At 65.6% G+C, this 20,502-nt stretch carries 21 protein-coding genes and 1 tRNA gene; 3 read left to right on the plus strand and 19 right to left on the minus strand.

Annotated features, from left to right (window positions below; genetic code table 11):
• Positions 1 to 25 precede the first annotated feature (25 nt).
• Complete coding sequence (locus LCM4576_RS33110) at positions 26 to 865, plus strand: amidohydrolase (protein WP_071036480.1); 840 nt, start codon at positions 26 to 28, stop codon at positions 863 to 865.
• On the opposite strand, the gene LCM4576_RS33115 is transcribed toward LCM4576_RS33110, so the two are convergent.
• The 8 genes from LCM4576_RS33115 to LCM4576_RS33150 are packed head-to-tail and all read right to left on the minus strand — an operon-like array spanning position 866 to position 8,368.
• On the minus strand, positions 866 to 1,831 hold the full coding sequence (locus tag LCM4576_RS33115; RefSeq protein WP_071036481.1) for an ABC transporter permease: 966 nt from the start codon (positions 1,829 to 1,831) through the stop codon (positions 866 to 868).
• A gap of 4 nt (positions 1,832 to 1,835) precedes the next feature.
• Entirely contained in the window at positions 1,836 to 2,774 is a 939-nt protein-coding gene (locus LCM4576_RS33120; RefSeq protein WP_071036482.1) for an ABC transporter permease, read from the minus strand.
• Positions 2,771 to 3,508: an ATP-binding cassette domain-containing protein gene (locus tag LCM4576_RS33125; RefSeq protein ID WP_071036483.1), complete on the minus strand. Its 738-nt coding sequence runs from the start codon at positions 3,506 to 3,508 to the stop codon at positions 2,771 to 2,773. The genes LCM4576_RS33120 and LCM4576_RS33125 overlap by 4 nt, the downstream gene beginning before the upstream one ends.
• Complete coding sequence (locus LCM4576_RS33130) at positions 3,501 to 4,238, minus strand: ATP-binding cassette domain-containing protein (protein ID WP_071036484.1); 738 nt, start codon at positions 4,236 to 4,238, stop codon at positions 3,501 to 3,503. The genes LCM4576_RS33125 and LCM4576_RS33130 overlap by 8 nt, the downstream gene beginning before the upstream one ends.
• A gap of 56 nt (positions 4,239 to 4,294) precedes the next feature.
• On the minus strand, positions 4,295 to 5,479 hold the full coding sequence (locus LCM4576_RS33135) for a substrate-binding domain-containing protein (protein WP_071036485.1): 1,185 nt from the start codon (positions 5,477 to 5,479) through the stop codon (positions 4,295 to 4,297).
• A 25-nt stretch (positions 5,480 to 5,504) separates the two neighbouring features.
• Entirely contained in the window at positions 5,505 to 6,632 is a 1,128-nt protein-coding gene (locus LCM4576_RS33140; RefSeq protein ID WP_198540355.1) for an extracellular solute-binding protein, read from the minus strand.
• Positions 6,633 to 6,652: 20 nt separating this feature from the next.
• Positions 6,653 to 7,813 carry a CaiB/BaiF CoA-transferase family protein gene (locus LCM4576_RS33145; protein WP_071036487.1) on the minus strand — a complete coding sequence of 387 codons (1,161 nt, stop codon included), beginning with the start codon at positions 7,811 to 7,813 and terminating at the stop codon, positions 6,653 to 6,655.
• Between the two features lie 3 nt (positions 7,814 to 7,816).
• A complete protein-coding gene (locus LCM4576_RS33150) occupies positions 7,817 to 8,368 on the minus strand; it encodes a MaoC family dehydratase (RefSeq protein ID WP_071036488.1) in 552 nt (183 codons plus the stop codon).
• A gap of 205 nt (positions 8,369 to 8,573) precedes the next feature.
• Between LCM4576_RS33150 and LCM4576_RS33155 the strand changes: the two genes are divergently transcribed.
• The gene (locus LCM4576_RS33155; RefSeq protein WP_071036796.1) at positions 8,574 to 9,686 is read left to right on the plus strand and encodes a lactonase family protein; all 1,113 of its coding nucleotides are present in this window, start codon (positions 8,574 to 8,576) and stop codon (positions 9,684 to 9,686) included.
• Between the two features lie 13 nt (positions 9,687 to 9,699).
• On the opposite strand, the gene LCM4576_RS33160 is transcribed toward LCM4576_RS33155, so the two are convergent.
• Positions 9,700 to 10,056 (minus strand): hypothetical protein, encoded by a 357-nt coding sequence (locus LCM4576_RS33160; RefSeq protein ID WP_244510981.1) that lies wholly within the window; start codon positions 10,054 to 10,056, stop codon positions 9,700 to 9,702.
• Positions 10,057 to 10,209: 153 nt separating this feature from the next.
• A tRNA-OTHER gene (locus tag LCM4576_RS36705) sits at positions 10,210 to 10,305 on the minus strand.
• A 330-nt stretch (positions 10,306 to 10,635) separates the two neighbouring features.
• Between LCM4576_RS36705 and LCM4576_RS33165 the strand changes: the two genes are divergently transcribed.
• A complete protein-coding gene (locus tag LCM4576_RS33165) occupies positions 10,636 to 11,277 on the plus strand; it encodes a sulfotransferase (RefSeq protein WP_157900446.1) in 642 nt (213 codons plus the stop codon).
• 178 nt (positions 11,278 to 11,455) lie between these two features.
• On the opposite strand, the gene LCM4576_RS33170 is transcribed toward LCM4576_RS33165, so the two are convergent.
• The 9 genes from LCM4576_RS33170 to LCM4576_RS33210 form a co-directional block, all read right to left on the minus strand.
• Entirely contained in the window at positions 11,456 to 12,571 is a 1,116-nt protein-coding gene (locus LCM4576_RS33170) for a four-carbon acid sugar kinase family protein (RefSeq protein ID WP_071036490.1), read from the minus strand.
• On the minus strand, positions 12,568 to 13,572 hold the full coding sequence (gene pdxA, locus LCM4576_RS33175; RefSeq protein ID WP_071036491.1) for a 4-hydroxythreonine-4-phosphate dehydrogenase PdxA: 1,005 nt from the start codon (positions 13,570 to 13,572) through the stop codon (positions 12,568 to 12,570). Before pdxA ends, LCM4576_RS33170 begins: the two co-directional genes overlap by 4 nt.
• Positions 13,573 to 13,612: 40 nt before the next feature.
• Positions 13,613 to 14,362: an SDR family NAD(P)-dependent oxidoreductase gene (locus LCM4576_RS33180; protein WP_083361607.1), complete on the minus strand. Its 750-nt coding sequence runs from the start codon at positions 14,360 to 14,362 to the stop codon at positions 13,613 to 13,615.
• Positions 14,363 to 14,375: 13 nt separating this feature from the next.
• Complete coding sequence (locus tag LCM4576_RS33185) at positions 14,376 to 15,314, minus strand: 3-hydroxyacyl-CoA dehydrogenase (protein ID WP_071036492.1); 939 nt, start codon at positions 15,312 to 15,314, stop codon at positions 14,376 to 14,378.
• Positions 15,314 to 16,189 (minus strand): N-acyl homoserine lactonase family protein, encoded by an 876-nt coding sequence (locus tag LCM4576_RS33190; protein ID WP_040988847.1) that lies wholly within the window; start codon positions 16,187 to 16,189, stop codon positions 15,314 to 15,316. The genes LCM4576_RS33185 and LCM4576_RS33190 overlap by 1 nt, the downstream gene beginning before the upstream one ends.
• Entirely contained in the window at positions 16,161 to 16,775 is a 615-nt protein-coding gene (locus LCM4576_RS33195; protein WP_131803340.1) for a hypothetical protein, read from the minus strand. Before LCM4576_RS33195 ends, LCM4576_RS33190 begins: the two co-directional genes overlap by 29 nt.
• The gene (locus LCM4576_RS33200; protein ID WP_071036494.1) at positions 16,768 to 17,811 is read right to left on the minus strand and encodes a LacI family DNA-binding transcriptional regulator; all 1,044 of its coding nucleotides are present in this window, start codon (positions 17,809 to 17,811) and stop codon (positions 16,768 to 16,770) included. The genes LCM4576_RS33195 and LCM4576_RS33200 overlap by 8 nt, the downstream gene beginning before the upstream one ends.
• Before the next feature lie 23 nt (positions 17,812 to 17,834).
• The gene (hisD, locus tag LCM4576_RS33205; RefSeq protein WP_071036495.1) at positions 17,835 to 19,124 is read right to left on the minus strand and encodes a histidinol dehydrogenase; all 1,290 of its coding nucleotides are present in this window, start codon (positions 19,122 to 19,124) and stop codon (positions 17,835 to 17,837) included.
• Positions 19,125 to 19,189: 65 nt separating this feature from the next.
• Positions 19,190 to 20,410 (minus strand): sugar ABC transporter substrate-binding protein, encoded by a 1,221-nt coding sequence (locus LCM4576_RS33210; protein ID WP_071036800.1) that lies wholly within the window; start codon positions 20,408 to 20,410, stop codon positions 19,190 to 19,192.
• Positions 20,411 to 20,502 lie beyond the last annotated feature (92 nt).

Below are 20,502 nucleotides of genomic sequence, written 5' to 3' on the forward strand. Positions count from 1 at the left end.
TCAGGGCCACGGAGGAGACGCCGCCATGATCATCGACACGCATCTGCATCTGGTCGACCAGAGCGCGCTTCGCTATCCATGGCTGGCCGGCGCGCCGGCGTTGAACCGCAATTTCCCCTATGAGGAATACGCCGCCGACGCGCGGCGCTCAGGTGTCGAAGGCGTCCTGCATATGGAGGTCGATGTCGATCCTGCCGACATCGCCGCCGAGACTGCCTATGTGAAGTCGGTCGCCGGTCGTCCAGGTAGCCTGCTTCGTGGAGCGATCGCCGCCTGCCGGCCGGAGGAGGCCGGTTTCGAGGCCTATCTGGAAACGGTCAAGGCCGAGCCGTTCGTCAAGGGTTTCCGCCGCGTGCTGCATGTCGTGCCCGACGATGTCTCGGAAGGGGCGCTGTTTCGCCAGAACATCAAACGGCTGGCCGGCACCGGCCTTACCTTCGACCTGGTGGTATTGCCGCATCAGATCCCGAAGGCGATGGCGCTTGCCGATCTCGCGCCCGACGTCCAGTTCGTCCTCGATCATTGCGGCGTGCCCGACATCAAGGGCAATGCCGAGCATCCGTGGCGCGAGCATATGGAAGCCATCGCCAAGCGTCCGAATGTCGTCGGCAAGATCTCTGGCGTCGTCGCCTATGCCGACCCGGCGACTTGGACGGTCGAGACGCTCAGGCCCTATGTCGAGCACACGATAAGTTCGTTCGGCTGGGACCGGGTGATCTGGGGCAGCGACTGGCCGGTCTGTACGCTGGGCGGCGGGCTGACGACGTGGATTGCCGCGACGCATGCGCTGCTGGCCGGCGCGAGCGAGTCGGAACGGGCGCGCCTGTTTTCGGGCAATGCGCGCCGGCTATGGCGGTTAGGGTAGTTAAATCGTCGTGCGGACGTGGCGCTCGCGACCGTAGAGTGAGACGAGCAGCAGGATGACAAGGCCGAGCGCGGCCTGCACCGTCGACGGGCGGAAGCCGAGGCCGATCAGCAGCGTGTTGATTTCGGTGAGCACCAGGACGCCGGCGATGGTGCCGAGATAGCTGCCGCGGCCGCCGACAAGCGCCGCGCCGCCCACCACGACGGCAGCGATCGTCTGGAAGAGATAGGGCTGGCCGACATCGCCATAGGCCGAGCCGGTGAAGCCGAGCAAAAGCACGCCGGCAACCGCCGCGAAGAACGCGCTCGCCGCATAGGTGACGATCCACATGCGCAGCGGATCGATCAGCGCCAGAGGTGCTGCCTCCGGGTTGCTGCCGACCGCATAGAGGCGGCGCCCGTAGGGCGTGCGGGCGAGCAGCAGCACGATCAGCGCCGTCAGCACCACGAGGCATGGCACCAGCAAGGGCACGGGCAAGGGACCGACCGATCCGCCGATCGAGACGAAGCTGGACACGGCTTCCGGCGCCGAGCCTGACGGAAAACCGCCCGTCCACAACAGCACGGCGCCCTGGACGACCATGCCGATGCCGAGCGTGACGATCAGCGGATGGATGTTGAGCCCGCGCGAGATCAGCCCGTTGAGCACGCCGATCACGATGGCAAGGATGCCGACGAGACCGCAGACCAGGGCGAAGTTCCAGCCTTGGCCGTAAAGCTGYGCCGCCACGACATTGGCGAAGCCGATGACGAAGGGGATGGAAAGATCGATGCCGCCGATGATGACGACCAGCGTCTGGCCGATCGAAGCCACCGCCAGCAGCGAGGCGATGACCAGCAGCGCGCGGATGGCGAAGGGCGCCGAATAGCCGGGGATGAGCAGCGTGCCGACGATCTGCAAAAGCAGCGCCATCAGGAAGGCGCCGGCGATGCGGGCGTTGGTGGACTGGAACCAGTTGCTTGTCATCYCGTCAGCCTTTCCGCCTCGACAGCCGCTCCTGCACCGCCGTCAGCACCACGGCGATAACGAGGATCAGGCCATAGGCGATCTGCAGCACATAGGTTGAGACGTTGAAGGTGGTGAGCAGGCTCTGCAGCAGAAAGATGTCGATGGCGCCGATCGCGGCGCCGCCAAGCCCGCCGCGCCCGCCGGCGAGGCTGACGCCGCCGAGGGCCACCGCGGCAATCGCGATCAGTGTATAGGTCGGGCCGATATTGGGGTCGGCCGAGCCGATCAGTGAAGTGAGCATCAGCCCGGCGGCGGCGGCGAAGATCCCGGTCAGGACATAGGCGATGAGCCGCACCTTGGTCACCGGCACGCCGGCCGTGTAGGCGGCGCGGTCGTCGCTGCCGACGGCCATCAGCAGGTCGTGATAGGGTGTCCGGCGTATGAGCAGCCAGCATAGGCCGATCAGCGCCAGCGGCACGATCGAGAGCGGCCCCGCCATGGCCTTCAGCCAGTCCGGCGCTGGGCCGATCGGCGCCGGCAGGATGGTGAGCGTGATGCCGGTCAGGATCAGGTAGGTGCCGAGCGTCGCCACGATCGGCTGGATGCGGACGATGGTGGCAAGCACGCCGTTCGCGGCGCCGACCGCCGCCCCTACCAGCAGCGCTGCCGGAACGATGATCCACGGCGACGTGATGCCGAGGTTGAGGAACAGAAGCTGGATGAGAGCGTTGACGAAACCCATCAGCGGGCCGACGGAGATGTCGATGCCGCCGCGCCCCGCAAGGATGACCGGCGCCGAGGCGACGGCCGCGCCGATCAGCGGTGCGGCCAGCCCGAGCAGCGTGCCCCAGGACGACGGCTGGAAGCGCGCCGGATTGAGCGCGACGTTGAGCACGAGCAGCACAACGAGCATCACGACGGCAAAGCTGACGCCGCGCAATTTGCGAAGGACCGGGCTCATGCGGCGCGTCCGAACATGGCGGCGATCACCGTGTCGGTGGTCATTTCCGCGCCCGAGAACTCGGCCGACACGCGCTGCTCGYGGAACACCAGCACGCGGTGGCAGAGAAGCAATATCTCCTCGATCTCGCTGGACAGGATCACCAGCGCCATGCCCTCGGCGGCGAGGCCGCGGAAGACGTCGTAGAGAACATGTCGTGTCGCCACGTCGACGCCGCGCGTCGGATCGTTGAGCAGAAGGAAATTCGGTTCCAGCGCGAGGGCCCGGGCGAGCAGCACCTTCTGCTGGTTGCCGCCGGACAGCGTGGTTATGGCTGCGTCGGGGCGCGGCGCGACGATGCTGAGTTTTTGCCGGTAAGCCTCGTAGCGCCGGCGCCGTGCCGCGAAGGAGAGAAGGCCGAAGCGGCGGTCATTCGACACGGTGGAGATGGCGAAATTGTCGAGCACCGACTGTGTCGGGAAAATGCCGGTCGAGCGGCGGTCGCGCGGCAGATAGGCGATGCCGCCGGCAACGGCCTTGCGGAAGCTGGTGATCGATCCTGCCTTGCCGGCGACGGCGATCTCGCCGGCAACCGGCCGCTCGAGCCCGGCCAGCGCGCGCAGGAAACGTTCCTGGCCGTGGCCGTCGAGACCGGCAAGACCGACGATCTCGCCCGGCGCGATGGTCTGGCTGATCGGATCGACGCCGGGAGCGATGACAAGCTCACGCACATGAAGAGAATTTGCCTCAGCCATGCGCCAACTCCGCGGCCGTTTGCGGCGCCATCGCCGCCAGAAGCTCGGCCGGCGTCGAGGCGCCGCGCTCCTCGGTCTTCACCACGCGGCCGGCGCGCAGGATGGAAATGCGATCGGACAAAGCCATCACCTCATCCATGCGGTGCGTGATGAACAGGATCAGCGTGCCAGCGCCAGCCATTGCGCGCATCAGCGCGAAGACCGATTCGCGATCGGCGAAGTCGAGCGCCGCCGTCACCTCGTCGAGGATCAGGACACGCGGGTTGCGGATGACCGCGCGGGCGAGCACGACAAGCTGCCTTGCGGCAAGCGGCAGCTCGCCGCATGGCCGGTCGAGATCGATCGGCGTCACCGCGAAGCGGCTAAGCGCGGCTTGCGCCCGGGCGCGCCGCTCGYCGCGCGGCACACCTCGTCGCCACAGGCCGTCGAGGCCAAGCAGGATGTTGTCGACCACCGAACGATCGGGCGCGACCAGCACCTCCTGGAAAACGGTGGCGAAGCCGGCCGCCTGGAAAGCGGCGGGCTGCGCGCCGGAAAACGGCCTGCCGTCGAGCAGGATCGCGCCGTCATCCGACTGCACGATTCCGGACAACAGCTTCACCAGCGTGCTCTTGCCCGAGCCGTTTTCGCCCAGGATCGTATGGATCGTGCCGGGACGGAAGGCGATCGACGCCTCCGCCAGCGCGACGGTTTCGCCATAGCGTTTGGAAACGCCTTGGACCTCAAGCATTTTTCTTCCCGGATCGGAGAAGCCGGCGCTTCAAGAATAACCGGCTTCGCGTGACATCACTTGGCGCAGGCGTCCGGCACCTTGGAATAATCCCAGCCCTTGGTCGGCGCGGGATTGGCGAAATAGGCGTCGAGCACGTCCTCCGGCATCGGGTCCGTCGGCGGCACCGGAAAGACCGAAACGGCGTCCGGCGTCATGCAGTCCTTGTACCATTTGTCGAGCTCGGCGGCATGCACCGRCGGGATCGGAATCAGCAGCGTGTTGAGCTTCGGCTTCTGGCCGTCGAGCATGCGCTCGCCGACGCGAAACAGCGTCTGCGCCGTCCAGYCCGGCAGCACGGCATGGCCCTCGAAGCGGTACTTGTCGGGWTTGGCCTTCCAGTAGCCGAGCGCATCGCCGGTGATCGAGCCGGTGATCAGCGGCGCCGGGCGGCCGGCTTCGGCGAAGGCCTCGGCCACGACGCRGCTTTCGCTGCCTGTCGTCCACACCGCGTCGATCGGCGCCGGATTGGTGGCGATCGCCTGCAGCACCACCGTCTTGGTGACGTTGGCCGTCCAGTTGCCGTTGACGGTGCGCGCGACCTTGAGGCCGTTGTTCTCAGCGAGCGCCTTGTCGGCGCCCTGCTTTTCCTGGACCACGATCGGATGTCCGGCGATGCCTTCGACGACCAGCACGCTGGCATCGGGCTTTGCCTTGCCGATCGCCGTCATCATGTCATAGCCCCAGCGGGCATAGTTGGAATCGACATTGATGGCATTGGGGCTGGTGACGGAGCCGGCCGCCGTGATGAAGGGGATGYCCGCCTTGGCCGCGGCATCCACGGCGTCGTCGAGCGCCGTCGCCGAGCCCGGGATCGAGGTGATGATCGAGCATTTCTTGTAGATGAAGGCGCGGATCTGATTGATCTGTTGGCTCGGGTCGTTGTTCGAATCCGACACTTCGAAGCTCGACACCGTGCCGTCGGCGATGAGGCCGTCGACCAGCCGCTTCAGTTCCTTGGTGACCGACACGCGCCACGGATTGCCCTGGTAGCTTTCCGAATGGCACCACTTCCACGGCTTCGGCGGCGGGGTGAAATTGTCCCAGGCCGAGGGCAGCACCTTCTGCGGCGCGCCGTCATATTGCGCCTTCAGCACATCCGGCAGCCCGTCGATCACCGACTTCACGTCGGCGGCATGGGCGGCGAACGGGATCGAGACTAAGGCGGTTGCGGCGAGCAGGCCGCGTATCAGGCTGGTCATTTTTTCCTCCCTTGGTGCACTGGAACTAGCCGGCGGCGGCCGGCGCGAAACTTTCCCTGAACAGGCGATTGATGTCGGCGACGACTTGGCCGGCGTCCTGCCGACCGGTAAGACCTTCATTGATCCGATCGGAGGCCTGCTGCTGGAACGCCATGTAGCCGTCATGGCGCGGTCGGACCCAGGCGCCTTCGAGCGTCGCCCGCGTGGCGCGATAGAAGTCTCCGGTCGCGGCGTTGACGGCGTCATCCTCCCAGGCCGCGGCATGGCCGGGCTGGCCGCCGGCGGCAGCGTAAGGCCCGCGCTGCACGTCGCCGCTGGCGATCCAGTAGGCGAAGTCGATTGCCGCCTCGCGCGCGGCGGAAAAGGCGGAGACGGCAATGCCGGTGCCGCCGAGCGCCGAGCCGAGCGGGCCGTTGCCGCCGGCGACCGGCATGTCGGCGAAGGCGAGGCGGTGCGGCCGGAAGCCCGCCACCGCATAGGGAACATAGCCGTAGATCAGCGGCGCGCAGGCGATGCGCGAACCGGGCTCGGCCATTTTCTCGAACACGGCGATCGGATCCATCGTCACGCATGCGGGATCGACGAGCGCCGCGATCTCCCGCAGCATCTCGAAAGCGGTTTCGCCGGTCTCGCCATCGACAAGGTCGGCAGAACCGTCGACCGTGCAGGGYCGGCCGAGATCGGCGGCAAGGGTGTAGAAGCACATCAGCGAATGCGGCGACCTGAGCGGCAAGAGCACCCGGCCCCGCTCGGCAAGCGCCAGCACTTCGGTCCAGATCGTGGGCGCTGCCTCGATCAGATCAGGCCGCCAGGCTTGAACCTGGGTCGCGGCATCGATCGGGAAAGCCCATTGCCGCTCCTGCCATGTGTAGCTCGGATAGGATTTGCCGACGCTTCCCCTGGCCAGCGCCTCGCGCTCCGCCTCGCGTCCGGGGACATCGAGCGGCGTCAGGCATTTCTCGGCGGTGATCTGGCCGACATGCGGGTGGTCGATGACGATCAGATCATAGGCGCGGGCGAGCTCCTCCACCGGGAAGGACTCGAAATCCTGCAGCGAGCGCTTTTCCCATTCGATCGAGACGCCGGTCTTTTCCTGCCAAAGCGCCGAGCACGCCACCATCGGGTCGTAGCCGCGCGGATGGCTCCAGGTCATGCCTTTCAAGGAAAYGCCGCTCACAGGCCGAACTCCTCGCGGATCTTCTCACTGTGCTCGCCGATGCGCGGGGCAGCGTGATCCACCTTGGCGCGCGCGCCGTCGACGCGCAGCGGCGAACGTGTGGTGAGGATCGAGACATTGTCCTCGCGCGTCACGGTCTGCAGCATGTCGAGCGTCTTGAAGCCGTCGCTCTCCATCAGCTCCGGCCATGTCAGCACCTTGGCGCACCAGACGTCGGCGGGCTCGAGCACGGCCAGCCATTCGTCGATGGTCTTCTCGGCGATGYGCCTGGCGATGATCGCCTTGATCTCGTCGCGGGCGGTGAACCAGGTCGCGGGCTTGTCGCGGAACGGATCGAGCTCGGGCAGTTCGAGCAGATCGGCAATCTTTGGGATCGGCGTCATGGCGATCGCCAGATAGCCGTCCTTGGTCGGATAGACGCCGTAAGGCGCCGAGAGATAGGCATGCGCGCTGCGGAAGGACGAGCGCTTGGGCAGGCGGCGGCCGTCATTGAGATGCGTGGTCAGCACCTCGAACTGGAAATCGACCAGCGCCTCGAGCAGGCTGGTTTCGACATGGCCGCCCTGACCGGTGATGCCGCGCCGGACCAGCTTGGCGAGGATACCCTGCGCGCAGGCCGCGCCTGCCAGCATGTCGGCGATGGCCAGGCCGAACGGCACCGGCCCCTGCTCCTCGTCGCCGTTCAGCCACATGACGCCGGAACGCGCCTGGGCGAGCAGGTCCTGCCCAGGGCGCTTCACCCAGGGGCCGTCCTCGCCATAGCCGCTGATCGAGGCGTAGACCAGCCGCGGATTGATCGTGCTGACATGCTCGTAGTCGAGGCCGAGCCGCTCGATAACGCCCGGCCTGAAGTTCTGGACGAGCACGTCGGCCTTGGCGATCAGCGCGCGCAGCATGGCGAGATCGGCGTCGTTCTTGAGGTCGACGGCGAGGCTCTCCTTGCCGCGGTTGATGGCGTGGAAAATGGTTGAATCRCCGCCGATCTCAGTGTCGCTGAGATAGAGCCGGCGCGAGAGGTCCCCGCCGTCAGGCCGCTCGATCTTGATGACGCGCGCGCCGAGGTCGRGCAGGCGCAGCGAGCAGTAGGGGCCCGACAGGAACTGGCTCATGTCGACGACGACGAGGCCGGTCAGCGGAAGTTCTTTGTCAGCGGCCACGGTTCACTTCTCTGTCTTGCCGACGAAATCGGCCGGGTTCTTGTATTTCACCGTCTGCAGATGCTCGCAGTAGAGCACGAGCTCTCCTTCACCCTTGAAGACTTCATAGCTGGCGCGGATCAGGCCCATATCCTGGTAGCGCGGCTTTTTGTCGAGGTTGGTGCGGATCGAATAGATGGTGTCCCCGATGAAGACCGGCTTGATGAAGCGAAGCTTGTCGTAGCCATAGGAAAAGGCGTTGAGGCAGTTGGTGGCGACGAGGCCGAGCCCAGCCGAAAACACGAAGGCGCCGGCCACCAGCCGCCGGCCGAAGATGCCTTCCCTCTCGGCGAACATCTGGTCCTGCACGTAAGGATGGATATCCAGCACCAGCGTATTGAACATATGGCTTTCGCCCTCGGAGATGGTGYGGCGGAGCGAACGGATTTTGTGGCCGGGCTGCCAATCCTCGTAGAACCAGTTCTCCGAATTCCAGACAGGGATCTCCGCATGCGCCTCAGGCATGTCGGCAGGATGCGTCGAGGCGACACCGACGGTCGGCGAGAACGCGCYCATGRTCCTCTCCGGGAGCTTYCGTCGCGGCCTGCAAGGCGGTTCCGGGCACGATGCCGGATGGCGAGACGCATAATCGCTTTCCTCCCGTCAATTTTCTTTTGTGAATAATATTTTCACATATGGGATTGCCTTGCAAGCGATGATCGGCGAAATTTTTGGAAAGCCGGCAGAGGCGGAAGAGCCGCCGGAGGTGGGAGGAAGATCGATGCAAAGCGCCTGTCTTGTCTTTGTCGGCAGCCTCAACCGCGAGGCGCCCTATTTCCAGGGCGCGCGCGGCGTCGGCCTCGGCGTCTATGCCTTCGACGAGGCGACGCTCGCCGTGCAGAAGCTGGCCGAGACCAATGAGGTCGACAATCCGACCTTCCTGTCGGTGACGCCGGATGGCTCCCGCATCTATGCCAATTCGGAAGTCTTCGCCTGGCGCGAGGGAACGGTCACGGCCTATCGCCTCGAGCGCGCCACCAATTCGCTTGCCTATATCAACAAGCAGCCCTCGCTCGGCAGCATCACCGCGCACAACGCGATCACCCGCGACGGCAGCAAGCTGCTGGTGGCGAATTACGGCATGGGCAGCGGCGGGCCCGACAAGGYGGTCTCAGTGTTCGGTTTTGCGGCCGATGGCGGACTGACCGCGCCGCTGGCGAGCGTGGCGCATTCCGGCACCGGCCCCAACGCCGAGCGGCAGGAGCGGTCGCATGCGCACAGCGTCACCGAGACCATCCAGGGCGGCGTCGCCATCGTTGCCGATCTCGGCATCGACCAGTTGGTCTCCTACCGCATCGAGACCGACGGCGCGCTGGTGAAGCTCGCCTCCTCGGCGCTCACGCCCGGCGCCGGGCCGCGTCACGTCGCGCTGCATCCGAACGGCCGCTTCGTCTTCGTCATGAACGAGCTGGACTCGACGGTGGTGTCGCTGGCGCTCGATCAATCCTCGGGTCGGCTGGAGCTCATCGACACCAAGCCGGCGATTCCCGGCGAGGCGCGCGCGCACAATCACTGCGCCGACATCCAGATCTCGCCCGACGGCCGCTTCCTCTACGGCTCCAACAGAGGCCATGACAGCGTCGCCATCTTCGCCGTCGACCAGCAATCGGGAAAGCTCCAAACGGTCGATTTCACGCCCTGCGGCGGCGCGACGCCGCGCAACCTGGCGCTGACACCGTCCGGCAAGCATCTGTTTTCAGCCAACCAGAATGCCGACCGCATCTCGATCTTCGCCCGCGACGAGCAGAGCGGCCGGCTGGCCGATACCGGCCACGCCATCGAGATCGGGACGCCGATGTGCGTGCGGATCACGYGGGACCCGCTCCAATCCTAGCAGCTCGCGTTGCTCACTGGCTGACCCGGGCGAACGAGCCGGTATAGGTCTGGCCGGCAAGCGCGTAGGTGAGGTTGAGYGTTCCCGGCGACGGCATCGTGGCGGTGATGTCCGCGCCGTTCGGCAGGCGCCCGAGCTTCAACGTATTGCCGGAAATCCTGCCGGAGCCGTCGGCGACGCCCGGCTTGTTGTCGGCAAGGTCGCCCCATGCGTAGCTCGCCGTCACCTGCCCGCCCGAGGACACGGTCAGCACCGCGAGCTTGCCGTCATACATGCCGTTGAGCTGTCCGGCCCATATGCCGGAGAATGCGGCGTATCTGGCCGGAACGCCCTTGCCGGGCGGGACGACAGCGACCGTCTGATCCAGCACCGCCGAATTCGGCGAGGCCKGGGCGGGAGCAGCGGCCGGAGCAGGTTGCGGGTCGGCAACAGGTTGCGAGTTAGCAACAGGCTGCGTGTCCGGAGTCGATTGGCAAGCAACAAGCGCTAATAACGCGACGCCAAGCGTGAGCCAGAGACTGTTTGGGGCCAATCGGAATCGAACCGACGACTTATCGAATGTCATTCACAGGAGCCTTCTTGCAAGACGATGGAGACTACCAAGCGCGCCTTCGACCCCACAAGACCGGATGGGCCGTTTTCCAGATATTGACGTAGAGTCAGCGGGCTTCGATTTTCGTCCGCGGCCGGGCCCAGTTGCTGCAACGGCGGCACCCATTCATCGGCGCCAATGAACCTCGCCGGTGCTTGCCGAGCGGACGTGAGGTCACCTCCGGTTTCGCTCCTGTCATCCTGGCCACTTCTGGGAAAGCAAAGCCATTTACATCGATTGCAAAAAGCGTTTTAAGATTCATTGGGGGGAATTTRCATGCGGGCTATCGTTCGGCTAATGCCGAAGCCAGGAACATCCGTATTCATCTGTGGATGTGGCCATACCGGGTCGAGCCTCTTGGCCCGCATACTGGCAACGCATCCAGATATATTCAGCCTGCCCTATGAAACAGGCGCCTTCGCTTGGGAAAACGGATGGCCGAAATGGCATAGGGTGGTCATCACTCTTGCAAAGGTCGCCGCGTCCGGACGCAACATCTGGGTTGAGAAGAGCCCTGGCCATGTAAATTACACCGAGGAGATTCGGCGAACCATGCCGGGCGCGCGGTTTATCATCTCGACACGCGACGGGCGGGACGTGGTGGCATCGCTCAACAAGCGATATGACGACCCGGAAAAGTCTTTTGCAAGGTGGGTGCGGGACACTGCAGCGTCCAAAAGCTGCATCGAGCGCGGCGACAGCCTCGTTTGGCGATACGAGGACTTCATCTCAAACCCACCGGACTCCCTTCGGTCCGTGTGCGACTTCATCGGCGTGACGTTCCGCCCAGAGATGTTGGACTATCACGAAAAGCCGGTGATCTGGGGTCGCCAGCGATCTGTGAGAACGGAACATTCCTTGCGGCGATGGTCGCAAGTTAACCAGCCGATCACCGATTACAGGGGCATCTGGCGAACCAACCTTCCTCAGGGGATGGAAGAGCGGTTCGCCACAGGCGAGGCCCGCGAGTTGATGACTTTCTTCGGCTACGGCCATTAGAAACGTGGAACCGCCGGCCGGGAGAAGCGGGGCGCCGTCGCTCACGACCCGCAGAAACCAATCAGACCGAYCGGGCCTGACGAATCAGCGGGTCATTCGAAGCGCTGTGCCGGATCGACAAACAGCGACGATCGCCAACAGCTTGCCTCCAGTAGGCGGCGACTGTGGACAGGAAGCGTCATTCCTGTCCACGCCCCCAATTGTTTTGGTGGATTGTTGCCTCCTGCTCCGGAAAGAACAGTCGAGCAAGAATCGTATCGCCGCCAAACCCGCCGGATTTCGAGATGATCGCGGTTCCGTCCCATGCGCCCGCGACCATCCGGCTCATCGCAACGCCTGGCTCGTGGAGCCCCTCGCAGAGAAGATGGGAGGCAGCGCAAATGCGGACCAGCAGCCGCAAGGTCCATCCGCCCGTCACCAGCACGGCCCGCGGGCGCGGCGTGGCGGCCACCAGCCGTTCGAGTGAACGCTCGATCATGGCGCGTGCCTCCGGAACCGAGACCACATTGGAGGGGGCGACCAGYACGACCGGCGGTTCGATCTGCATGGCACTGCCGCCGTCCATCACCAACGTCCGCAATCTGGGAGCCGCCGAGATCTGGCTCAGCGTCGCCGGATGGTTGGTACCGCAAATCGCCAGATCGAGCGCCGGCGGCCGCAAACCGGGAGGAGTCCGCCCAGCGAGCACCGAGGCCAGTCCGYCGGTGCCGATATAGAGATCGTCGTCGCCCGTCCCGAACGCAGCGACAGCATCCGCAAGCTCGGCGTCGCTGGAAGCATCGGCGACAACAAATCCGCCCGGCGCAGCGCCTTTGCCCAGCATCGCGGCCGGGATGCCTTGGCGCGACAATGCATCGACCAGGGCCGGCCCGACCTGCTGCGCCTTGCGGTCCGGCGAGAGCACAAGCTGCCGCCCGTCGACCGTTACCCTGCCCATTGCCGGAAATGYGGGAGCAAGAAGGGCCCGGCTGAACCGTCCGGCGCGAAAGGCGGCGGCGGCCTCCGCGATCGGGTGGYCGCGCATGACGCTGTCGATCTTCTTGAACGACAGCACGCCTCGTTCGCGGCCGGCGAAAATATCGGCGACACGCCCAGAAGCCGCCGCCTCGTCGAGATCGCGTGTATCGAGGTCGATCGCATTGCCGCCGGAAATGGCGGGCGGCGGATCGAACCAGACTTGGATCGGATTTTCGGGCGTGGCGAAATAGCCGGCCGCGTCGAGCGCGCCGGTGATGTCGTCCGCGACGATCAGGACATCCTGGCCGACGCCGCGCCCGATCGGGCCAAGCTTCACGCCGCCTTCTCCGCGGTCAGCGACAAGGCGTAGTCGATCGCCTCGATGAGGCTGCTTTCGCGGGCGATGCCGCGGCCGGCTATGTCGAAGGCGGTGCCGTGATCGACGGAGGTCCGCACGATCGGCAGGCCGAGCGTGATGTTGACCCCGCTCAGGCCGAGCCATTTCCCCGTTTGCGGGTCGATCTGGAAGCCGAGCAGCTTCACCGGAATATGACCCTGGTCGTGATACATGGCCACGACCGCGTCATAGGCGCCGCCGCGCATCTTCACGAAAACGGTGTCACCCGGGACGGGACCATGAACATCATGGCCGCGCGCCCGGTAGTCGGCGACGATCGGCTCCGTGACGCGGATATCGTGGGTGCCGAAAATGCCGCCTTCGCCGGCATGCGGATTGAGCGCCGCGATCGCGACGCGGGGGGCGGCGATCCCCAGATGCTTCAAGGCTTCGATCGTCAGGTCGAGCACCCGGCGCATACGCGGCTCCGTCGCCCGCTTCGGCACATCTTCGAGCGCGATATGCGTGGTGACATGGCTGACGCGGAAGGACCCGTGCGCGAGCATCATCGCGCTGTCACGCGCCCCGGTCAGCGCCGCCAGCAGCTCGGTATGGCCCGGGAACCGATGACCGGCCAGGTGCAGCGATTCCTTATTGAGCGGCGCGGTGACGATGGCCGACGCCTCGCCCGCCATCGTGCGGCGCACGCCCTCGGCGACGGCCTTGTAGGCCTGGCTGCCGCCTTCCGCCGACACCTGGCCGATCGCGACGGCGGAGCCCTCGATCGGCCAGACGCCGAGCGGCTCGTCCGCTTGCGCGACGGCGGGCAACGGCAAGTCGAGCGACCGGGCCACTTCGCCCAACGCCGCCAGCGACCCGATGAGGCGCAGCCGAAAGGCGCCGGTCTCGAGTTGCGGCGCGAAATGCCGACCGGCCTTGAGCGCGATCTCGGGTCCGACGCCCGCCGGATCGCCGACGGTGATGGCAATGGTTGCGGTCATTCGGTTCTCTCCAGGGGCCGTACGGGCGTTGAAGACACAATCACGCCAAAGGCCGCCCGCCGTCGACCGGAATGATAACGCCCGTCGCAAAGCGAAGCTGCGCCGCGGCCGCCAGAACCGCCTCGGCGACGTCGTCGGGCGTGCCCAATCGCCCGAGCGGCGTCCGGCTCGCCTGTTCATCGCGCCAGGATTCGTCGCGGCCCTTGATGAAATCGGTGTCGACGACGCCTGGTGAAACGGAGACGACCCTGATTTTCGGCGCGAGCGCGCGCGCCAGCGACTTGGTCAAATTGTCGACCGCGGCCTTGGACGCGCAATAGGCGATATTGCTGCCCATGGCGGTGACGCCCGCGATCGACGAGATGTTGAMGACAATGCCGTTGCCGGTGCGGTCGAGCAGCGGCCGCATCGCCCGCGTCGCAGCGATGACGCCGCGTACGTTGACGCTGAGGATGCGGTCGATCAAAGCGTCATCCAGGCTATCGAGGTCCGGATGCGGCACGAAGCGGGTTATGCCGGCGCAATTGACCAGGATGTCCAGCCGGCCGAACCTTTGCCCGATCTGGCCGGCCAGCCGCGCAAGGCAGCCGCTGTCGGTGACGGCCGCCTCGGCGACCATGTGATCGCCGGGCGCCAGCGTCGAGACCAGCGCTTCGGCCGCCTGGCGCGAGCTGTTGTAGCCGACGACGACCGAGGCACCTTCCTGCGCGAGCCTGGACACGATCTGCGCCCCGATTCCGCCGGTCGCTCCGGTCACCAGGGCAACCTTGTCTTGCAGCATTGCCGCCATGACGGTCTCCGTGTCAGACGCCGGTGCGTCGCTTGTGGGCGACCAGCGCCATGAGATTGCGGTCGCGCCAGGCGCTGCGCTCGCTCAAGTCGGATGCCGGCAGCTTCGCGCGGCGCTCGGCTTCGGCCTTGGCGATAAGCGCTTCGGACCACGGAGCCGGGTCGCGCCTTGCCAGCGCGATCGCATGGTAGAGCGGCCCCAGGCGCCGCGCRTAATCCGCGATCCCGCCCGGCGCGTTGAGGTCGATCGTCTCGAACGGACCCATGAAGGACCAGCGGTAGCCGAGCCCGTGCGACACGGTCAGGTCGATGTCGGCGGCGCTTGCGACGCCCTCCTCCAGCAAGGCCCAGGCCTCGTTGAGCAACGCCCCCTGGAGCCGGTTGAGGACAAAGCCGTCGACCTCCTTGCGCACGACGATGGCGGCCTGGCCCACCTGCTCCATTTGCGCCCGCAGCCACGGCACGATGCCGGCGTCGGTCCATGGCGCCGGAACAAGTTCGACCAGCGGGATCAGATGCKGAGGGTTGACGGGATGCGCGACGAGGAAGCGGGCCCGGTTGACGCATCCCTCCGTGAAAGCCGAGGCCGGAATGCCCGAGCTCGAGCTGCCCACGACCGCGTCCGGCCGCATCGCCCGGTCGATTTCGAGGCAGACGGCCTGCTTGACATCGCGCCGTTCGAGCACCGACTCCTGGATATAGTCGGCGCCGGCGACCGCAGCCTCCAGCGTGTCGACCACGCGCAACCGCCGCAGGACCAGATCGATGGYGTCGACCAGCCCGGCTTCCCGCATGTCGGCGAGACTGGCGCGGATGCTCTCGATCACCGCCGCGCGGATATCGGCGCTGCCATCGTAGATGGCCACGTCGTGCCCCGCCCGGGCGAAGACGATCGCCCAGCCGCGGCCGACAAGCCCCGCCCCGACGATGGCGACCTTGCGGATTACATCCATTACTGCACCCGCGATTTCTCGCCGTCCGCGAGGCAGATTTCAGTGATGCGCAGGCCATCCTTGGTGATGCGCGACGGGAAGCGGTCCTTCAGCCGTTCTTCGTGGATGGGAATGACGCGGCGCGCCTCGTAATTCACCTGCTTCATCATCTCCTCGGTCGCCAGCACGAGATTGGTCTGGCTGCCGACCGCAAGYCCAACCGGCACATAGAGCGTCTCGATATCGACGGCGGCTCCCGAGCCCTCGATATTGTCGAAGACATAGACCAGATCGCCCGCCAGCACCCAGGTGTCTTCCTTGCCGTTGCGCACGGTGACCCACATCGAACCATAGGTGTGGCTGTCGAAGGCGGGATTGAGATCGACATTCGGCAGCACGTCCTGCTTGGCGCCATCGAGCGTCACCAGCCGCTTCTGCCGGGCAAGGTCGACGCCGCGCACGATATCGCCCGGATCGACGGCGACGTTCATCCAGCGCATGCGGTCCGGCAACGACATCGCCCAGACCCATTTCGCGATCTCCTTCTCCTGGATGTAGAAGGTTGCCTTGGGGAAGTCCTCGACATTGCCGAAATGGTCGAAATGGGCGTGCGTGATGAAGACCGTGTCGACGTCCTTCGGCGCCAGGCCGATCTCGCCGAGGACGGTCTCGGGCGAATGCCAGTTCTCGACACCGAACTTGTCGCCGAGATGCTTGCCGTAATCCTTGTTGTTGTAGCCGACATCGACCATGGCGACGTGGCCGTTGCCCTTGATCAGCGCATAACAATAGGGAAGCTTGACGTAGCCCTGGTTGTGGGCGCCGTAGAGCACGCCACTCTTGTGGTAGTTGGTGACGTAGCTGTACTCAAGCACCCAGATCGAATATTGGCCCATCGTTTCCTCCCTGATGTCGCCAGCGCTGCGCACAACTGCAGCAGGCGTGATTGAAGTCGACCGGCGTCATGCCGGCGCGTGGTTCCGACGCCGCCTGCAGCCAGGCATAGGCGTGCTTGATCCTGTCTCCCGCCCGGTCGAGATGCTGCTGCCAGTCGCGCTGCAGCCGGGCCAGACCGAAATCCTCGAGCACTTCGCCGAGCGTCGCATGCGCGGTCGCAAGGCGGTCGAGATGACCCTCCAGGCCGCTCGGCGCCTRCAAGGCGCGAAGCCGCTGCTCGACCTCGGCCCAGCGTTCGCGTGCCGYCGGGATATCCGGCAGGTCGAGCACGTCGCGGCGGCCGCCGGCCTCGGCCAGGACCAGCAGGCCGGCGACCTGTCCGATCAGCCGGCGCAAGCCGTCATAGACGGGGCGGCAGGCGACCACGTAGCGGACGACGACCTCGTCGGCTGCAGGATCGTTCTCGACGGCCTGCCTGGTTTCCCCGCCTTCGACGTCCGACGGCGGCGACGCAATCACCTCGCAATCGTAGCGGTGGACGGTGACCGCGCGCTCGAAGAACAGTTTCCCCGACATCTCAGCCATGATGCCTCCGGCGCGTCGTCGCGCGCTCGATCACGGAGCCCGGCGGAATCATCTGCACGACCGGCTCCTTGCCGGCATTCGTGCCAAGCTCCTTGGCCAGCGAGACCGTCGCCTCCAGCATCTTTTCGATGGGCTGCTGGACCGTCGTCAGCCCATGCGAGGRCCAGTGAGCCATCTCGATGTCGTCGAAGCCGACGATCGAGATGTCGTCCGGCACGCCGAGGCCGAGCTCTCGCCGCACGCCGTCGAGAAAGCCGATGGCGAGAATATCGTTGGCGCAGAACACGCCGTCGGGCATCTCCTTGAGGTCGCGCAGCTTGCGGGCAGCCTCGTAGCCGGCGTGGTAGCTGAACTGCCCCGCCTCGATGACCACGGGCGCGGCAAGGCCCCGTTCGACCGCGCGCTCGCTGAAGCCGCGGTGACGGGCGACATTGGTCGAGGCATCCGCCAGCGCGGCGATATAGGCCAGGCGCCGGTGGCCGGTGTCGACCAGATAATCGGCAATGCTGCGGCCACCGAGGATGTTGTCGCAGGAGATGCCGAAGGCGTGGTCGTCGGCCGACAGCCGGTTGAAGAAGATCACCGGCGTGCCGGCCTTGCGGCATTCCTGCGCGGCTTCCGAGGACAAGGTCGCCGCGAGGATGATGGCGAGGTCGGGCTGGTAATTGAGGAGAAGGCGCAGCGCCTGGTCGACCTCGCCCGACTGGTCGGCCGCGACCAGCATCACGTTCATGTCGATGGCGCGCAGCTCGGTGGTGAGCCGGGTCAGCACTTCCGGATAGAACGGGTTGGTGATGTCGGCCACGACCACGCCGACGATGCGCGTCTTCTTGGTGATGAGACTGCGCGCGAAAGGATTCGGCGAATAGCCGATCTCCCGGGCGCGGTTCAGCACCACGTCCCGCGTGTCCTTGGCGATCACGGCATCGGCGTGAAAAGCCCTGGAGACGGTCGAAACAGACATGCCCAGATCGCGCGCCAGATCCTTTACGGTCACGCGGGGCTTGCTGTTCTTGTTGCGGGCGACGATCGACATGAAAACTCCGTTGGCGCGCGGCCTTAGGCCTCGTTGYGACCTCCGTAGCGGCGGACCCGGATGTTGGCCTGCTCGGCATGCCCGTAGAATCCCTCGAGGACACACAGGCGCGAACAGTATTCGCCGATCATGGCGCTCGCTTCGTCGGTCAGGACGCGCTGATAGGTGCAGGTCTTGATGAACTTGCCAACCCACAAACCGCCGGTGTAGCGGGCCGCCTTCTTGGTGGGCAGCGTATGGTTGGTGCCGATGACCTTGTCGCCATAGGCGACATTGGTGCGCGGCCCCAGGAACAGCGCGCCGTAGTTGCGCATGTTGTTCAGGAAGTAGTCCGGATCGCGCGTCATCACCTGCACGTGCTCGGAGGCGATCCGGTCGGCTTCCGTGACCATCTCCTCGTAGGAATCGCACACGATCACCTCGCCATAGTCGGCCCAGGCCTTGGCGGCTATCTCGGCCGTCGGCAGGGTGTTCAGCTGGCGCTCGACCTCCGCCATGGTGTCGCGGGCGAGCTTTTCCGAATTGGTCAGAAGCACCGCCGGGCTCGTCGGGCCGTGCTCGGCCTGGCCGAGCAGGTCGGTCGCGCAGATCTCGCCGTCGACGCTGTCGTCGGYGACCACCAGCGTTTCGGTCGGACCGGCGAACAGGTCGATGCCGATGCGGCCGTAGAGCTGGCGCTTGGCTTCGGCGACAAAGGCGTTGCCGGGGCCGACGAGCATGTCGACGCGGCCGATGGTCTCGGTTCCGAGCGCCATGGCGCCGACGGCCTGGATGCCGCCCAGAACGTAGATCTCGTCGGCGCCGCCCATATGCATGGCGGCGACGATGGCCGGATGGGGCCCGCCCTGGAACGGCGGCGCGCAGGCGATGATCTTCTTCACGCCRGCGACCCTCGCGGTGACCACGCTCATATGCGCGGAGGCGACCATCGGATATTTGCCGCCCGGCACGTAGCAGCCGACCGTCTCGACTGGGATGTTCTTATGGCCAAGCACGACCCCCGGCAGCGTTTCGACCTCGAGATCCTGCAGGCAGGCGCGCTGCTTCTCGGCGAAATTGCGCACCTGCGCCTGGGCGAAACGAATGTCCTCCAGATCCCTCGCCGAGACCTTGGCGATGGCCTTTTCTATGTCGCTGTCGCTCASCCGGAAGCTTGCCGGCGACCACTTGTCGAAACGCTCCGACAATTCCCGGACGGCGGCGTCGCCCCGTTTCTCGATATCGGCGAGGATCGTCTCGACGGTCGTGCGGACAACCGCGTCGCCCTGGGCGACGGCTTCGGGATCCCTGCCCCGCTTCAGAAAGGTCGGCATTTTCTCATCCTTGTCTTGGGTGGGATGGACGGCAGGATGCCGTCCATCTGTCGCATTGCTGATCGTCAGGGCTTAACCGTCGGCTCGATCTTGGTGAGCTTGTATTCGTCGGCCGGGGCCTTGCAGGACGAGCAGTTGATGCCGGGCGCGTCGGGCGCCTGCTTCACATCCGCCGGCAGCGGCTGGATGGTCGCTCCGGGCGTCGGCTTGCCTTCCAGCGCCGACTGCAGCGACAGTTCCGGCAGAAGCTCGGGATTGAAGACCTCGGTGACGAAGGAAGACGGCACCTTGTCGGTCGGGAAGACATTGCAGCCGTCGGCGAAGGTATCGCCCTTGCAAGGCTTGACCTGATCGGCAGGCACCCACGGCAGCGGGTACTCGATGTTCATCGGCTTCAGCTCGCGCTTCTTGGTCAGGATCTCCATCATCAGCTTGAAGGCGTAGCCGGAAGTGGCGGGCGGCGAGCCGGCCGAGACGCCCTTGAGGCCCATGCCCTGCATCTTCGGATCGGCCAGGCCGAGGCGGAAGCCATCGGAGTTCTCGCCGGTCATCGGCACCAGCTTGTTGCCCTTGTCGAGCTGCGCCTGGATGGCGCCGTATTCGCCGGCCTGGGCCCAGATGCCGTCGACGTCCGGATGCGCGGCGAGCGCCTTGGCCGTCTCCTGCTGCGTGGTGCGGTCATCCCAGTAGGAATAGTATTCGGCGACCACCTTGATGCCGGGATACTGGCTGAAGATGTGCATGGCGCCGTCGGTGTGGCGCTTGTCCACCGAGTTGCCCGGAACGCCGCGGCTGAGGAAGATGTTGCCCTTGCCGCCGAGGATGTTGACCAGCGCCTGGGCGGTGTTCTCGCCGAAGCCAGCGGTGATGTAGCTGACATTGTACGCGCAGGGCTCGGTGACCGTCGCGTCATACATGAAGAAGAGCACGCCCTTCTGGCAACCGCGATGGATGGTGCGGTTCAGCGCCGTCGACGAGATCGGGAAGCTGATGATGCCGTCGGCGCCATCCTGGATCATGCTTTCATAGGCGGAGATCTGCGCCTGCGGATCCGTGCCCGAGATCACCTCCTTCAGTTCCACCGTCTTGTCGTAGGGCGGCGTCTGCGCCAGCGCCTTGACGATGTTCGYGGCCTCCGACTGCCACGAGTTGCCGCTGTAGCTCAGCGACAGGTAGACCTTGAGCTTCTTGTCCTGCGCTTCGGCATGATCGACGACCGTCGCGACGCCCGCGGTCGTGGCAAGCGTCAGCGACGCGGCCAGTCCCAGTCTTTTCAACAGCTTCATTTCCRTCAACCTCCCTTTGGAATTTGGCCCTTTCAGGTGCCGGACCAGAGCTTGTGAGAACGTTCTCACAATTGGACAAAAATCATTGGCAT

This window comes from Mesorhizobium sp. LCM 4576 (genome assembly GCF_001854815.1).
Taxonomy (GTDB): Bacteria; Pseudomonadota; Alphaproteobacteria; order Rhizobiales; family Rhizobiaceae; genus Mesorhizobium; species Mesorhizobium plurifarium.